The organism is Massilia sp. Root335 (assembly GCF_001425685.1).
Classification (GTDB): domain Bacteria; phylum Pseudomonadota; class Gammaproteobacteria; order Burkholderiales; family Burkholderiaceae_D; genus Telluria; species Telluria luteola.
The window spans coordinates 26630-42571 of record NZ_LMCY01000051.1 but is presented as its reverse complement, the minus strand read 5'-3'; the positions used below and the strand labels follow the sequence as shown (position 1 = coordinate 42571).

Here is a 15942-nt window from a genome sequence, read left to right as displayed (position 1 = left end):
GCTGGCGCTGTCGAGACACGTAAAAATTGGGCCCCTGCCTGCGCAGGGGCGACGGTGCGCGAATTCAACCGTTCTGCCGCGGGTCCTGTTTCAGCTCGATCACCCGCGACCCGCCATTCGGCCCAGGAAAGCCTTCGAACGCGCTCTGCACGAGGGCCGGCATCACGGCCGGGGTCGACATCTGCTTGCTGACGTTGCGGACCGTGACGTCGAACAGGCGCTTGCCGTCCGTCGCCGACGCGATCGACAATTGCAGCTGGCGGTGGTAGCGGTGTTCTTCCTGCACGTCATAGGCCGGGTACGGGCCCCACAGCGGGTCGTAGAACGGGCTGTACCAGCCGCCCCAGTAGCGCCGGCGCCACCCCATGTAGGCGAAGCGGGGCGAGTACATCGGCGTGAAGGCCGGGTAGATGACCTGCGTGGGCACGTCGATGGTCGTGAAGCGCATCGATACCTTCAGCGCCGGCGACTGCTGTGCCTCATGGAAACCGAGGCGGCTCATCTGGGCGCGCACGAGGTTTTCGTAGCTCTGCAGCTCGAGCGTGTTGTCCTGCGGCGGCGGCGTCTCGAACGCATAGCTCTTGTCGGGCAACTGGGCGGGCCACTGGTTGAAGGTGGTGACGTCACTGCGGATCGTCGTCGCGCAGCCGCCCAGCAACAGGCTCAGCGAGGCGACCGCCGTGATCATGGTACGTTTCATGATGCGCTCCATCTATTCGGTATTCCCTGTCTGTCGGATGTCAAATCCTGTAATCGGTCTTGTTCAGGTGACCATATTATTCCTGATGCGTGATGTTCGTCGATACATTTACGCACGGTTACTGCCTATACATGGCGATACAAAAGAAAGGTCAGACGGAGTGCGGCGTGAAGCTGTTGGTAAAATAAGCATCCCACCAACGGCTTTGCGGACCTGACCATGCGCACCGATACGCCCCAGACGATCTACCGGAAGGATTACACCGCCCCCAGTTATCTGGTCGATACCGTTGAACTCGGCTTCGATCTCGACCCCGCCCGCACCGTCGTCGCCAATCGCATGACGGTGCGCCGCAATCCCGCCAGTGCCCAGCGCGAAATCGAGCTGTACGGCGAAGACATCGAACTGGTGTCCCTGCGCCTGAACGGCAAGGCGCTGGCCGAAGGGGAGTACACCGTCGAGGGCACCCTGCTGCGCATCCCCAACGCGCCGGAAGAGGCGACGCTGGAAATCGAAACCGTTTGCATTCCCGAAAGCAATACTACCCTCAGCGGCCTGTACACGTCCAACGGCAGTTTTTATAGCCAGTGCGAGGCCGAAGGTTTTCGGCGCATCACCTATTTCCCGGACCGTCCGGACGTGATGGCCCGCTTTACCGTGATGCTGCGCGCCGACAAGGACAAGTATCCGGTGCTGCTGTCGAACGGCAACCTCGTCGAGGAAGGCGACCTGCCGGACGGCCGCCGCTACGCGCTGTGGGAAGACCCGTTCAAGAAGCCGTCGTACCTGTTCGCCCTCGTCGCCGCGCGCCTCGTGTGCCAGGAAGAGGACTTCGAACTGGCCGACGGCCGCACGGCCCTGCTGCAGGTGTGGGTGGAAGAGGGCAACCTCGACAAGACCGATTACGCGATGCAGTCGCTCAAGCACAGCATCCGCTGGGACGAGGAGCGCTGGGACCTGGAGCTCGACCTGGACCGCTTCATGATCGTCGCCGTGGGCGACTTCAACATGGGCGCGATGGAAAACAAGGGCCTGAACATCTTCAACACGAAGTTCGTGCTGGCCAATCCGCGCGTCGCGACCGACGTCGACTTCCAGGGCATCGAGGCCGTCGTCGGCCACGAATACTTCCACAACTGGACGGGCAACCGCGTGACCTGCCGCGACTGGTTCCAGCTGTCGCTGAAGGAAGGCCTGACCGTGTTCCGCGACCAGGAATTCTCGGCCGACATGATCGGCACGAACACGGGCCGGGCCGTCACCCGCATCGACCAGGTGCGCACCCTGCGCCAGGCCCAGTTCCCGGAAGACGCCGGCCCGATGGCGCACCCGGTCCGTCCCGACTCCTTCGTCGAGATCAATAATTTTTATACCGTCACCGTCTACGAAAAAGGTGCCGAAGTCGTGCGCATGTACCAGACCCTGCTGGGCCGCGAGGGCTTCCGCAAGGGCATGGACCTGTATTTCGAACGCCATGACGGCCAGGCCGTCACCTGCGACGACTTCCGCCTCGCCATGGCCGACGCCAACGGCCGCGACCTCACGCTGTTCGAGCGCTGGTACAGCCAGGCCGGCACGCCCGTCGTGCAGGCCGAGACCCGCTACGACGAGCAGGCGCAGACGTACACGCTGCGCCTCGTCCAGTCGTGTCCGGCGACGCCGGGCCAGCCGGAAAAGCTGCCGTTCCACATCCCGGTCGCCGTCGGCCTGCTGGGCAAGGGCGGCCGCGACCTGCCGCTCACCGTGGACGGAAAAGACCACGGCACGACGGCCGTGCTGGAGCTGACCGACGCCGACCAGACCTTCACCTTCACCGGCGTCACGGAACAGCCGACGCCGTCGATCCTGCGCGATTTTTCCGCGCCCGTGATCCTGAAATACGGCTACAACGACGCCGAGCTGGTGCACCTGTTCAGCCACGACAGCGACCCCGTCAACCGCTGGGAAGCGGGCCAGCGCCTCGCGATGAGCCGTTTGCTGAAGCTGGCCGGCCAGGTGGCCGCCGCCGGCAACGTCATCGAGAACGCCAGGCCGGACCTGGACGACGTGTTCGTCGACGCCATGCGCAAGATCCTCACCGACGATACGCTGGACCCGGCCTTCCGCGAGCAGGCGCTGCTGCTGCCGACGGAATCGATGATCGCCGACCAGCTGGACGTCGTCGACCCGCTCGCCATCCACCTGGCGCGCCAGTTCGTGCGCGCCGCCATCGGCACCCGCCTGCGCGCGGAATTGCGGGCGCAATACGACGCCAACCAGACGCCGGGCGAATACAGCCCGGACGCCGGATCGATCGGCAAGCGCGCACTGAAAAACCTGGCGCTGGCCTATCTGTGCGCCGCCCCGGACGACGACTGCCTGACGCTGGCCCAGCGCCAGTTCGCCGCTGCGACGAACATGACGGACCGCGTGGCGGCCCTGTCGGCCCTCGTGCATGCGCGCGCGCCCGCGGCCGGTGACGCCCTGCAGCGCTTCTACGACGAATTCCAGGGCGAGGCGCTGGTCGTGGATAAATGGTTCGCGATGCAGGCCGCGGCCCCGACGACCAACGTGAACCGCGTGCGCGAACTCATGACGCACACGGCCTTCACGCTGCGTAATCCGAACCGTGCGCGCAGCCTGGTGTCGACGTTCTGTGTCGGCAACGCGGTGGGCTTCCACGCGCCGGACGGCAGCGGCTACGCGTTCTGGGCCGAGCAGGTGATCGCGCTGGACGCGCTGAACCCGCAGGTGGCCAGCCGCCTGGCCCGCGTGATGGACCGCTGGCGCCGCTTCACGCCGGACCTGCAGGCCCAGATGAGGCGGGCGTTGCAGCTGGTGGCCGGACAGGCCAAGCTGTCGAACGATGTGCGCGAGGTAGTCAGCAAGGCCCTCGCCAACTAAACATTTTCACAAACGAAGGAAGTCCATGAAACGTGTCAGCCTGACGCAATACCTCGTCGAGGAACAGCGTCTCCACAGCAACATCCCCGCGTCGCTGCGCCTCCTGATCGAGGTGGTGGCGCGCGCCTGCAAGACCATCTCGCACTCGGTCGGCAAGGGCGCGCTCGGCGATATCCTCGGCAGCGCCAACACCGAGAACATCCAGGGCGAAGTGCAGAAGAAGCTCGACGTGATCTCCAACGAGATCTTGCTCGAGGCCAACGAGTGGGGTGGCCACCTGGCCGCGATGGCGTCGGAAGAAATGGAATCCATCCACCCGATCCCGAACCGCTACCCGATGGGCGAATACATGCTGCTGTTCGATCCGCTGGACGGCTCGTCGAACATCGACGTCAACGTGTCCATCGGCACCATCTTCTCCGTGCTGAAGGCGCCGGACGGCATGACGCACCCGACCGAAGCCGACTTCATGCAGGCCGGCAGCAAGCAGGTCGCGGCCGGCTATGCCGTGTACGGCCCGCAGACGATGCTCGTGCTCACCACCGGCAACGGCGTCAACTGCTTCACGCTGGACCGCGAGATGGGTTCCTGGGTCCTCACGCAGAAGGACATGCAGATCCCGGAAGAGACGAAGGAATTCGCCATCAACATGTCGAACCAGCGCCACTGGTATCCGCCCGTCACGCGCTATGTCGATGAAATGCTGGCCGGTAAGACGGGCGCACGCGGCAAGGATTTCAACATGCGCTGGATCGCCTCGATGGTGGCCGACGTGCACCGCATCCTGAACCGCGGCGGCATCTTCATGTACCCGGCCGACCAGCGCGACCCGTCGCAACCGGGCAAGCTGCGCCTGATGTACGAAGCGAACCCGATGGCGTTCATCGTCGAGCAGGCCGGCGGCGCCGCGACGGACGGCCGCGAGCGCATCCTCGACATCGTTCCGCAGAAGCTGCACCAGCGCGTGCCCGTGTTCCTCGGCTCGAAGAGCGAAGTGGAGCGCGTGACGAGCTACCATCAGGCATGATTTTCGACCGCTCCGCATAAAATTGCCGAGTCGGACTAGCAAGTTTGCGGAGTTGTTGTTAGAATGCGGGCTCCTTTGCGGTGCAGCTCATTCGGTTGAGCAACACCCATGATGGCCTCCGGGCCGCCAGCAGTCTGATGGCAAGGTAGTGCAGACACAGGTTAAACGGTTTTCCGGTTTAGCCGCTGTAGCTCAGTCGGTAGAGCAGCGCATTCGTAATGCGAAGGTCACCAGTTCGATTCCGGTCAGCGGCACCACAATTCGGCAGTAAGAATAAAGGGTTGCAAGCGAAAGCTTGTGACCCTTTGTTTTTTCATGGCCGCCTGTAGCGCAAGGCATCCACCACCAACGCGAATGCGGACGAGGGCTGCCGCCGGCTCGGATAGTAGAGGTGGTAGCCCGGAAAGACGCTGCACCAGTCGTCGAGTACGCGGACGAGCCTGCCGTCGGCGAGGTGGTGCTGCACGGTGTCTTCCAGCATGAACGCCAGCCCGGCACCCGCCAGCGCGGCCTGCAGGACCTGCGGAAAACCGTTCAGGATCAGCGGCCCCTCGACGCGCACGTTCAGCGCGCGTCCCTCCTTGCTGAAGTCCCACGGCAGCAATCCGCCATGCGTGGGCAGGCGCACATTGATGCAGTCGTGGCTCGTCAGGTCCTGGGGTTTTTCAGGGTGTGCGTGCGCGGCGAAATAGGACGGCGCCGCGACGACCGCCATCCTGACGTCGGGACCGATGCGCACGGCGATCATGTCCTTCGCCAAGTGTTCGCCGAGGCGCACGCCGGCGTCGAAGCGCTGCTCGACGATGTCGATCATCCGGTAGTCGGTGTTGATTTCGAGCTGGATGTCGGGATAGCGGGCCAGCAGCGGCAGCAGTTTCGGCAGCAGGATCGAGCTGGCGGCATGGTCCGAGGCCGTGATGCGGACCGGGCCGGCCGGCTTGTCGCGCAGCTCGCCCAGCGCCGCGAGGTCGCCTTCGATGCCATCCAGCCTCGGTCCGATGGCACCGAGCAGGCGCTCGCCGGCATCCGTCGGCGCCACCTTGCGGGTCGTACGCATCAAGAGGCGTATGCCCAGCCGTTCTTCCAGCCCCCGGATCGTCTGGCTCAAGGCCGACTGCGACACGCCGAGCCGGGCCGCCGCTTTCGTAAAACTGCCTTCGCGGGCGACGAGCACGAAAGCGCTCAGATCGTTGAGGTTCTCTTTCATGATTCATTAGCTCCGCTAATCAAGGCATGCGGATTGTACCGGCTTATCAAGCAATGGCGGCGCCGCTACAGTGTTCGTATTGGCTTACAGGGAGCAAACGATGGAACAGCGTGAACTCGGAAAAAGTGGACTGCGTGTCTCTGCGATCGGCCTCGGCTGCATGGGACTCAGCTATGGATATGGCCCGGCGGCCGAGCGTGGCGCGGCCATCGAACTGATCCGCACGGCGGTCGAACGCGGCGTGACCTTGTTCGATACCGCCGAGGCCTATGGCCCGAACGAAGAGCTGGTCGGCGAGGCGCTGGCGCCGTTCCGTGACCGGGTCGTGATCGCCACCAAGTTCGGTTTCCGCGACGGCGACGCTCGTGCCGGCCTGGACAGCCGGCCGGAGCGCATCCGCGAGGTGGCCGAGCAATCGCTCAAGCGCCTCGGGACCGATAGCATCGACCTGTTTTACCAGCATCGGCCCGACCCGAACGTGCCGATCGAAGACGTGGCCGGCACGGTGCGGGACTTGATCCGCGAGGGCAAGGTCAAGCATTTCGGCCTGTCGGAAGCCGGGGCGGCGACGATCCGCCGTGCGCATGCGGTACAGCCCGTGGCGGCGCTGCAAAGCGAGTATTCGATGTGGTGGCGCGAACCGGAAGCGGAGATCCTGCCGCTGCTGGAAGAGCTGGGCATCGGCTTCGTGCCGTTCAGTCCCCTCGGCAAGGGCTTCCTGACCGGCGCGATCGATGCGGCCACCCAGTTCGACCCGACCGACTTCCGCAACACCGTGCCGCGTTTCGCGCAGGAAGCGCGCGCGGCGAATCAGGTGCTGGTCGACCTGCTCGGCCGGATCGCCGCCGGCAAGGGCGCGACGCCCGCCCAGATCGCGCTGGCGTGGCTGCTGGCGCAAAAGCCCTGGATCGTACCGATTCCCGGCACCACGAAACCGCACAGGCTGGCCGAAAACCTCGGCGCCGCCACGCTGCGGTTGGCCCCCGACGAGCTGCGCGAACTTGCCGAGGCACTGTCCGGCATCGCCGTGCAGGGCGCGCGCTACGCCGCCGACCGGCAGAAGCTGGTCGGCAAGTGAAGGCGCGGCAGAGTGTAATGAATATGGAGAACAGCATGGAACAACGTAAACTCGGCGACAATCTGGAAGTCTCGGCAATCGGCCTGGGCTGCATGGGCCTGAGCTTCGGGCTTGGCCCGGCCGCCGACAAGGGCGAGGCCATCAAGGTGATCCGCGGCGCCGTCGAGCGGGGTGTGACGCTCTTCGACACGGCCGAAGGCTACGGCCCCTTCGTCAACGAAGCGCTGGTCGGGGAGGCTCTGCAGCCGGTGCGCGAGCGGGTCGCGATCGCCACCAAGTTCGGCTTCAGGATCGACGAAAACAGGCAACTGGTCGGTCTCGACAGCCGCCCGGCGCATATCCGCAATGTGGTCGACGCCTCGCTCAAACGCCTGCGTACGGACCGCATCGACCTGCTGTACCAGCACCGTGTCGATCCGGACGTGCCGATGGAGGACGTCGCCGGCACCGTCAAGGACCTGATCCGCGAAGGCAAGGTCAAGCACTTCGGCCTGTCCGAAGCCGGCATCGAGAACATCCGCCGCGCGCACGCGGTGCAGCCGGTCGCGGCCGTCCAGAACCATTACTCGCTGTGGCAGCGCGAGCCGGAACACGGCACGCTGGCCCTGTGCGAGGAACTCGGGATCGGTTTCGTTGCCTGGGGGCCGCTGGGGCAGGGCTTCCTGACCGGAAAGATCACGCGCGGCATGACATTCGATGACCCGTCAGACCTGCGCTCCACCTTCCCGCGCTTCACCAGGGAAGCGCTCGAAGCGAATTTCGCCGTCGTCGATTTCCTGAAGGACCTGGCCGCGCGCAAGGGGGCGACGCCCGCCCGGATCGCATTGGCCTGGCTGCTCGCACAGAAGCCTTACATCGTGCCGATCCCGGGCGGCACGCAGATGGCGCACCTGGACGATAATCTGCCGGCAGCGGAACTGCAACTGAGCGAGAGCGACCTGCGCGACATCGACAAGGCGTTCGCCACCATCGATATCAAGGGCGCGCCGCTGTCGGAAGCACTCGACGCGGCAATCGTGCGCTGATCGTGGCCTTCTCCAGCGGATGCGGGGCTTCTGCGCCTGATCGACCAACGACGGAGTCAACGATGCAATATGTAACGCTTAACAATGGCTTGCCGATGCCCATCCTCGGGTTCGGCGTTTTCCAGATTCCCGACCCCGGGGAGTGCGAGCGCGCCGTGATCGATGCCATCGAATCGGGCTACCGCCTCATCGACACGGCCGCTTCGTACATGAACGAAGCCGCGGTCGGGCAGGGCGTACGGAACAGCGGCGTGGACCGGAGCGAGCTGTTCATTACGAGCAAGCTCTGGGTCCGGGACACGGGCTACGACCGCACGAAGGCCGCGATCGACCGATCGCTGCAGCGCCTGCGCATGGACTATCTCGACCTGTTCCTCATCCACCAGCCGTTCGGCGACGTGCATGGGGCATGGCGCGCCATGGAAGAGGCCCATCGGGCGGGCAAGCTGCGGGCTATCGGCGTCAGCAATTTTCACCCGGACCGCCTGATGGACATCATCGCGTTCAACGAGATCGTGCCCGCCGTGAATCAGGTGGAAATCAATCCGTTTCACCAGCAACCCGAGGCGGCGGCTTTCATGCAGGCGCAGGGCGTCCGGGCCGAGGCGTGGGCGCCGTTTGCGGAGGGACGGAACAACCTGTTCGGGAATGGCGTGCTGACGGCAATCGCTGCCCGGCATGGCAAGACGGTGGGGCAGGTCGTCCTGCGGTGGCTGGTCCAGCGCAATATCGTTGCCCTGGCCAAGACGGTACGTCGCGAGCGGATGACCGAGAACCTGGCCATCTTCGACTTCGTGCTCGGCGACGACGATATGCACGCCATCGCAGGGCTGGAAACCGGCACCAGCAGTTTTTTCTCCCACCGCGATCCGGACATCGTGAAGTGGATGAGCGAACGCCAACTGAATATTGAATGAGGAGCAAACAATGCGTGACGTGATCGTTGTGATTGGGCCGGGATCGATCGGCCAGGCAATTGCCCGGCGCGTCAGCCTGGGCAAGCTCGTGCTGCTCGCCGACGTGCGCGCAGAGCATGCCGACGCGGCCGCCAGGACCTTGGGCGAAGCGGGCTTCGAGGTCAGGACGGCACAGGTCGACGTGTCGTCCCGCGAGTCGGTTCATGCGCTGGCCGAGCTGGCCGCCGCGCTCGGCCCCGTCAAGGGCGTGATCCATGCGGCCGGCGTCTCGCCGACGCAGGCGGCGCCGGAGACGATCCTGCGGGTCGACCTGTACGGCACTGCCGTCGTGCTGGAAGAATTCGGCGACGTGATCGCGCCGGGCGGCTCGGCGGTCGTCATCGCATCGCAGTCGGGGCATCGTCTGCCGGCGCTCACCGAGGCGCAGGACAAGGCGCTCGCCTTGACGCCGGCCGAGGACCTGCTGGCCCTGCCCATGCTGCAGCCGGACCAGGTCAGGGACCCGCTGCACGCCTATCAGGTGTCCAAGCGCGGCAATGCGCTGCGGGTGATGGCCGAGGCGGTTCGCTGGGGCAAGCGTGGCGCACGCGTGAATACCATCAGCCCCGGGATCATTTTCACGCCGCTGGCGAAGGATGAATTCGCCGGTCCGCGCGGTCCGGGTTACCGGCGCATGATCGAGGCGTCGGCGGCTGGGCGCGTCGGCACGCCCGACGAGGTGGCGAACGTCGCGGCTCTGCTGATGGGGCCGGAAGGGGGATTCATCAGCGGCAGCGATTTCCTGATCGATGGTGGCGTGACCGCCGCGTACTGGTACGGCGAGCTCGCACCGAAGCCGATTCAAGTCCTTTGACGCGACGGGCAACACCCGCGCTTTTCTGCTCGCCCCGATCGCCGGCGCATGCACTGCTGGATGACTCGTGAAGGCCCTTCCTCCGCCTTTGTTATGCAGCGCACAGTCGGGACCGACAAAAAGTTATATTTTTTTTATTGAGACACCGCATTCTGACGGTGTCGCACCGACATCGCGCATCGGCGCGACGCGAAAGGACCGCCTATCGGTCGAACTTTTGAACGGATGCACGGTCAAGAAGATCGGTCTACTCCGCGTTGGTCAAAATCTTACAAGAGGAATTCATCATGGATAATCAGAAGTCGAGCGAAGCAAAAGGCAGCACCACGGGGTCGGGCAACCTGGGCAAGGACAGCGCGAGCAACCTGCCGAACGCCAGCGGCGCGGGCAACCTGGGCAGCACGGCCGGTTCGGGCAGCCTGAACAAGAGCAGTCAGGAGAACCAGGGCAAGGACCAGCACAGCTCGACCGGCAGCAGCACCGGCGGCGCCACCGCTTCCAGCACGGGCGCCGTGGGCGGCACCAGCAATGCCGGCTCGTCGTCGTCGGGCATGGGCTCGATGGGCTCGATGAGCGCCTCCGGCTCCACCGCCTCCGGCACCAACAGCAGCATCGGCACCAGCAACAGCAGCTCGCTGGGTTCGGGCAGCCAGAACAGCCAGAGCGCCGGCGCCGCCACCGGTTCGGGCGTGGGCGGCGATTCGAAAGACATGGGTGCCCAGGTGAATGCGCGCGCACAAGGCCTGCACCAGTCGATCGACAAGGCCGCCGACGCCGCCCGTCCGATGGTCGACAAGGCTGCCGACGCGGCCCGTCCGGTGGTCGACCGCCTGGCCACCAGCGCCCACGCCGGCGTGGACAAGCTGCAGGGCATGCTGAGCGGCGCCACCGTCAACCTGGGCCAGCGCCAGCAACAGCTGACCGACGCCTACGGCCAGTGGCGCGAAGCCAGCTTCGAGTACGTGCGCCAGAAACCGGGTACCGCCATCGCCATCGCCGCCGCCGCCGGCTTCGTGCTGGCCAAGCTGCTGGGCGGCCGCAACCGCGATTATTGAGCGGTATTCCGTTCACACCTCCAGGCCGGCTTCGTGCCGGCTTTTTCTTTTTTCAAAGCCGAGGGCGCCGCCTCGCCGCGAGCGCAAGCAGGCCGCACCCCAGCATCATCCACGCCCCCGGTTCCGGGACCGGCGACAGCGGCGTGATCGTCAGCGTCGTCCCCGCGCCGAAAAAATAATAATCGTCCACCGGGTAATCGTGACCGTAACTCGACGTCGCCGAGTACTTCACGCCGCTCACGAACGCTTCCGTGTGGTACTCGAGTTGGGTCGCGTACACGTCGCGCCAGCTCGCGGCAATGTCGAGGGCGTCGCTGCCGCCGGTGCCGGGACGGAAGGAAAACGCGTCGAGCTGGCAATCGTGATCGACGGAACCGCCGCCGCACCGGGCGAAGTCGCCGGACCACAGCCGCATGTTCATCCACAGCGAGTCGAGCTCGGATGCGTCGATGACGCCGTCGCCGTCGACGTCGTCGCCGGCGATCCTGCCCGTGACGGCCACGTCGGTGCGCAAGACCGTGGGGTCGTGGTAGTCGTAAAAGCCGCGGTATTCGAACAGCCAGGCGGACGGTGCGGCGTGGACGGCGGTGCACAGCAGCAGGGCAGCGCCCAGGAGGCATGGATGCTTCATTGGATTCCTTGCAAGCGATGAATGGCCCGGCCGGCGATCGGCGGCCTCGTGCGAAGGATAGGCCGGGGCCATTGGCTGCGGCGCCAGCTTGCCGCTTTGCAGTGCGAGGCGGCAAACGGCCTGTGTCACGACGCTCCGTTCCCTGGAAGCATGAACGATCAGAGCAGCTGGATGCCGAAGCGTTTCAGCAGGACGGCGAACAGGAGTATGCTGCCCAGCGTGATCGCGACGCCGGCCGCGAGCGCCGGCCAGAAGCCGAAGCGGTCGAGCAGCCAGGGAAACACGGCGAACATGGGCAGCGTGGGCAGCACGTACCACAGCGTGTACCAGGCGTGGTTGGCGATTTTTTCCTGCGGCTGGCGCTCGACGTGCAGCCAGATCAGCGTCAGCACGGTGACGAGCGGCAGGGATGCGATCAGGCCGCCGAGGCGGTCGGAGCGCGCGGCGGCTTCCGACACGAGGACGACGACGGCGGCGGTGATCAGGTATTTGATGACGATCCAGGACATGGCAGGCGGGGAGGTGAAACTCCGGCAGTGTAGCAAAGCACGCTCCAGCGCGCCTGTTCCGCACGTGCGGCATTTACATGAGATCGGTTACAAATCCTTACCACTGAAACGTCGCATCGATATTCCCGCTCATCCATTCAAGGTTAAATGACGATCAACGAGGAGTGCTGACCATGACCTACCGCGCATCGCTTGCCCTGCTGACCTTTGCGCTGATCGCGACGGGCGCCGCATCGGCGGCCGCGCCCGCGCCGGATGCGCAGGCGCAGGCCCTGCACGTGCTGAACCGGCTCGCGTTCGGGCCGCGTCCCGGCGACGTCGAGCGCGTGGCGACCATGGGCGTGCAGCGCTGGATAGCCGAGCAGCTGCATCCCGAGACGATCCCGCTGCCGCCCGACCTGGACGCGCGCCTGGGCGCCCTGGACACGGTCAACCGCAGTACTGGCGAGTCGCTGGGCGAATTCCTGGCGCTGCGGCGCGACGTGCGCATGGACGACGAGGGCGCGAAGCAGCGCCGCCGTCAGGTGGAGATGCGCGTGTCGCGCCAGGCCGCCGAGGCCCGCCTGCTGCGCGCCGTCGAGAGTCCGCGCCAGCTGGAAGAAGTCATGGTCGACTTCTGGTACAACCATTTCAACGTCTTCGCCGGCAAGGGGATCGACCGCGCGCTGGTGACGGGTTACGAGCGCGACGCGATCCGCCCGTACGCGCTGGGTTCCTTCCGCGCGCTGCTGGGCGCGACGGCGAAGCATCCGGCGATGCTGTTCTACCTCGATAACGTCGTGTCGTCGGCGCCGCGTCCGGATGCGAAGGGAAAGGCGCGCGGCCTGAACGAGAACTACGCGCGCGAGCTGATGGAATTGCACACGCTGGGCGCGGACGGCGGCTACACGCAGCGCGACGTGACGGAACTGGCACGCATGCTGACCGGCTGGACGTTCGACCAGAAGCGCCTGGCGCGCACGGGCGAGACGTTCCGCTTCGACGCCGGCCGCCACGACCGCGGCATCAAGACGTGGCTCGGGCACGAGATCGCGCCCGCCGGCCAGCAGGAAGGCGAATACGCGCTGGACGTGCTGGCCATGCACCCGGCCACCGCGCACCACGTGAGCCGCGAGCTGGCCCAGTATTTCGTCAGCGACGATCCGCCGCCGGCCCTCGTCGACCGCATGGCGGCCACGTGGCTCGCATCGCAGGGCGATATCCGCGCCGTGCTGGCGACGCTGTTCGCGAGCCGCGAATTCATGGCCGCCGGCACCGTCGGCGCCAAGTTCAAGACGCCGTACCAGTTCGTGGTCTCGGCGGTCAGGGCCAGCGGCGCGCCGGTCGTGAACGTGATGCCGCTCGTGAATACGATGAACCAGTTGGGCATGCCGCTGTACGGCTGCCAGACGCCGGACGGGTACAAGAACACGCAGGACGCGTGGCTCAACCCGGACGCGCTGTCGCGGCGCATCGCCTTCGCCACCGCGCTTGCATCCGGCAGGCTGCCGCTGGCCGCGCTGCCGGTCGAGCCCCATCCCGTCGCGGCGATGGAACCGGATATGGCGGGCAGCGACGTCGTGCCGTTGCCGGTGCCGGCCGCGCCGGCCAATCCGAAGCCGGCGCCGCTCGATCCGGCGCGCCTGCAGGCGACGCTGGCCGGATCGATTTCACCGCGCACGCAGGCCATCGTCCAGCGCAATCCGGACAACCTGCGCGCGGCCATGCTGCTCGGCAGCCCCGATTTCATGCAGCGCTGATTCCGTCCGGGAGAACGACATGCAACGCAGGCACTTCCTCAACGCGCTGGCGCTGGGCGCCGGCATCCTGCTGCCCGTCGGGCGCAGCGCGTGGGCCGTCAGCGCGCCCGCCGCCAGCCCGACCGGCAAAAAACTCGTCGTCGTGATGCTGCGCGGCGCCGTCGACGGCCTGAACGTCGTCGCCCCTGTCGGCGACGAGAACTATCTGCGCCTGCGGCCGACGATCGGCCTGGCGGCGCCGGGCATGGACGGCGGAGCGCTCGCCCTGGACGGCTATTTCGGCCTGCATCCCGCACTGGCCAGCCTGCAGCCGCTGTGGCGCGCGAACCGGCTGGCCTTCGTGCACGCCAGCGGTTCGCCGGACGCGACGCGTTCCCACTTCGACGCGCAGGACTACATGGAATCCGCGACGCCCGGCCGCAAGAGCACGCCGGACGGCTGGATGAACCGCCTCGTGGCCGCGCTGCCCGGTCCGCAGTCGCCCAGCCGGCTGCTGGGCATCGGTCCGGTGCTGCCGCGCATCCTGTCCGGCCGCGCGGCCGCCGTGAACCTGCCGAACGTCGCGCGTGCAGCGCGCGCCGACCTGCTCGACCGGCCCGCGGTGAAGACCGCCTTCGACGAGCTGTACGCGAATCACCCGCGCTTCGGGCGCGCGTACGCGGACGGGCGCGCGGCGCACCGCGAAGTCATGGGCGCGCTGGAGCAGGGCGACATGAGCCGCGAAATGCAGGCCGCCGACCGCGGCGCGCCGCTGCCGAACGGCTTTCCCGACGATGCCGCGCGCCTGGCGGGCCTGATGCGCAACGACCCGAATATCCAGCTGGCGTTCGTCGCGCTGGGCGGCTGGGACACGCACGCGAACCAGGGCGCGGCCAGCGGCCAGCTGGCCAATCGTTTGGCACCGTTGGGGCAGGGCCTGGCCGTGCTGGCCGAGCGGCTCGGTCCGCTGTTCGACGACACGATCGTCGTCGTGATGTCGGAGTTCGGCCGCACGGCCCGCGAGAACGGCAACGGCGGCACGGATCACGGTCACGGCAATGTGATGTGGGTCATGGGCGGAAAAGTGCGTGGAGGTAAGGTTTACGGCGACTGGGAAGGCGTCAGCGACGCGAAACTGAACGAGGGCCGCGATTTGCCCGTCACGACCGATTTTCGTTCGGTGTTAGCGCAGATTTCTGAAGAACATTTAATGTTAGGCGATAAACGTCTGGAACAAGTCTTTCCCGCAATGCCGCAAAAACGTGCTGGATTTCGTATCGTCGGCGCATGAGCTCCTGCTCTAGAGGCAGTCCTCTACATATAGTAGTTCTACCGTATTGCAGTGCACAAAATATAGGACTATAGTTGCAACTGTCTCCTCCAGTTTTTCTCCGAAAATCTGGATTCAGCCCGCACCGACAAGGATGCGGGCTTTTTTTTGCCCGCAGTTGTCATGCGCTAACATTTCTTGCCGCATGCGGTGTCCCGGGACAGCGCATACCCGTCGGTGAGGTAAGAATGGAGGCGGCGGCCGGCGCGGCCGCGCGGAGGAGGCTCAGGCGCCCGTCGGCTCGGCGTCGTCGCCCTGGAAGGCGCCGGCGCGCCAGGTCAGCACCAGCGTGTCGCGGTGGCCGTTGTCGCCCACGGGCTGGATCGGCGTCGATTCGTGGATCACGGCGGCGTCGTCCAGCAGCAGCAGTGTCCACGGTTCCGTCATCGTGAAGCGTTGGCCCCGCGGGCCGTGCGCCTCGAACACGCGCGTTTCGCCGCCCTTGATGTGTTCGCGGCCGATCAGGATGACGGCGACGAAGTCGACGCCGTCGCGGTGCGCGCCCTCCGGCGTGGGGCGGCCGATGCCGTCCGCCGTGTCGATGCGGAACTGGTGCGCTTCGACGTACCAGGTCTGTGGGCCTTTCACTTGCGAGCACACGGCGCCCAGCGCGCGCAGCAGGCGGCTCCAGGCCGGCTGCCCGACCGTGGACGGTTCAATGGGTACGAACAGCCGGTGCATGCCGCCGTGCAGGGCGTTGTACTCGACCGGCTGCCAGTGCGCGCGATGCGGGCTTTGCGTGAGGTCGTCGCCGCTGTCGATGAAGCAGGAGTGCCGGCGGCGGCGATAGCGGCCGCCGTCCTTGAGGTGGTTATCCAGTTCCAGGCGTTGCCAGCTTGGCGCCAGTGCCATCAACTCGTCGAGCGTGCAGCCGGTCAGCAGCGCCACGTCGGCCGGGCGCAGCAAGGCATAGCCGTCGCCGCGCAGGGCGTCGGCGATGCGGGCCGGATCGGTGTAGGGTGGTTGCGGTGTTGTCATCCCGTTAGCCTAGCACTTTTTCCAGGCCCTC

14 protein-coding genes and 1 tRNA gene are annotated in these 15942 nt (G+C 66.1%); 10 read left to right on the top strand and 5 right to left on the bottom strand.

The window, feature by feature from the left end:
* Positions 1-64 precede the first annotated feature (64 nt).
* Positions 65-700, bottom strand: coding sequence for a DUF4136 domain-containing protein (locus tag ASC93_RS26265; RefSeq protein WP_056449891.1), 636 nt, complete (start codon positions 698-700; stop codon positions 65-67).
* Positions 701-919: 219 nt separating this feature from the next.
* Between ASC93_RS26265 and pepN the strand changes: the two genes are divergently transcribed.
* The 3 genes from pepN (at position 920) to ASC93_RS26250 (ending at position 4867) form a co-directional block, all read left to right on the top strand.
* A complete protein-coding gene (gene pepN, locus ASC93_RS26260; RefSeq protein ID WP_056449757.1) occupies positions 920-3583 on the top strand; it encodes an aminopeptidase N in 2664 nt (887 codons plus the stop codon).
* A 25-nt stretch (positions 3584-3608) separates the two neighbouring features.
* Complete coding sequence (locus tag ASC93_RS26255) at positions 3609-4610, top strand: class 1 fructose-bisphosphatase (protein WP_056449755.1); 1002 nt, start codon at positions 3609-3611, stop codon at positions 4608-4610.
* 181 nt (positions 4611-4791) lie between these two features.
* Positions 4792-4867: transfer RNA gene (locus ASC93_RS26250), tRNA-Thr, on the top strand.
* Positions 4868-4923: 56 nt separating this feature from the next.
* Here the strand turns inward: ASC93_RS26250 and ASC93_RS26245 are convergent.
* Positions 4924-5817 (bottom strand): LysR family transcriptional regulator, encoded by an 894-nt coding sequence (locus ASC93_RS26245; protein WP_082548356.1) that lies wholly within the window; start codon positions 5815-5817, stop codon positions 4924-4926.
* A gap of 100 nt (positions 5818-5917) precedes the next feature.
* Here ASC93_RS26245 and ASC93_RS26240 point away from each other — a divergent pair, with 100 nt between their 5' ends.
* From ASC93_RS26240 to ASC93_RS26220, 5 genes are all read left to right on the top strand, one after another.
* Positions 5918-6895, top strand: coding sequence for an aldo/keto reductase (locus tag ASC93_RS26240; RefSeq protein WP_056449751.1), 978 nt, complete (start codon positions 5918-5920; stop codon positions 6893-6895).
* 35 nt (positions 6896-6930) lie between these two features.
* Positions 6931-7920: an aldo/keto reductase gene (locus ASC93_RS26235; protein ID WP_056449889.1), complete on the top strand. Its 990-nt coding sequence runs from the start codon at positions 6931-6933 to the stop codon at positions 7918-7920.
* 62 nt (positions 7921-7982) lie between these two features.
* Positions 7983-8837 carry an aldo/keto reductase gene (locus tag ASC93_RS26230; protein ID WP_056449749.1) on the top strand — a complete coding sequence of 285 codons (855 nt, stop codon included), beginning with the start codon at positions 7983-7985 and terminating at the stop codon, positions 8835-8837.
* A 10-nt stretch (positions 8838-8847) separates the two neighbouring features.
* Complete coding sequence (locus ASC93_RS26225; RefSeq protein WP_056449747.1) at positions 8848-9690, top strand: SDR family oxidoreductase; 843 nt, start codon at positions 8848-8850, stop codon at positions 9688-9690.
* A gap of 287 nt (positions 9691-9977) precedes the next feature.
* Positions 9978-10745 carry a hypothetical protein gene (locus ASC93_RS26220; RefSeq protein WP_056449745.1) on the top strand — a complete coding sequence of 256 codons (768 nt, stop codon included), beginning with the start codon at positions 9978-9980 and terminating at the stop codon, positions 10743-10745.
* Between the two features lie 52 nt (positions 10746-10797).
* Here the strand turns inward: ASC93_RS26220 and ASC93_RS26215 are convergent, their stop codons facing one another.
* The gene (locus tag ASC93_RS26215; RefSeq protein WP_056449743.1) at positions 10798-11376 is read right to left on the bottom strand and encodes a PEP-CTERM sorting domain-containing protein; all 579 of its coding nucleotides are present in this window, start codon (positions 11374-11376) and stop codon (positions 10798-10800) included.
* A 158-nt stretch (positions 11377-11534) separates the two neighbouring features.
* Positions 11535-11885: a DUF3147 family protein gene (locus ASC93_RS26210; RefSeq protein ID WP_056449742.1), complete on the bottom strand. Its 351-nt coding sequence runs from the start codon at positions 11883-11885 to the stop codon at positions 11535-11537.
* Between the two features lie 173 nt (positions 11886-12058).
* On the opposite strand from ASC93_RS26210, the gene ASC93_RS26205 reads away from it, so the two are divergent.
* Both ASC93_RS26205 and ASC93_RS26200 read left to right on the top strand, forming a co-directional pair.
* Complete coding sequence (locus tag ASC93_RS26205; RefSeq protein WP_056449740.1) at positions 12059-13624, top strand: DUF1800 domain-containing protein; 1566 nt, start codon at positions 12059-12061, stop codon at positions 13622-13624.
* Positions 13625-13643: 19 nt separating this feature from the next.
* Positions 13644-14894 (top strand): DUF1501 domain-containing protein, encoded by a 1251-nt coding sequence (locus ASC93_RS26200; protein WP_056449738.1) that lies wholly within the window; start codon positions 13644-13646, stop codon positions 14892-14894.
* 264 nt (positions 14895-15158) lie between these two features.
* Here the strand turns inward: ASC93_RS26200 and ASC93_RS26195 are convergent, their stop codons facing one another.
* Positions 15159-15911 carry a 2OG-Fe dioxygenase family protein gene (locus ASC93_RS26195; protein WP_056449736.1) on the bottom strand — a complete coding sequence of 251 codons (753 nt, stop codon included), beginning with the start codon at positions 15909-15911 and terminating at the stop codon, positions 15159-15161.
* Positions 15912-15942: the final 31 nt, after the last annotated feature.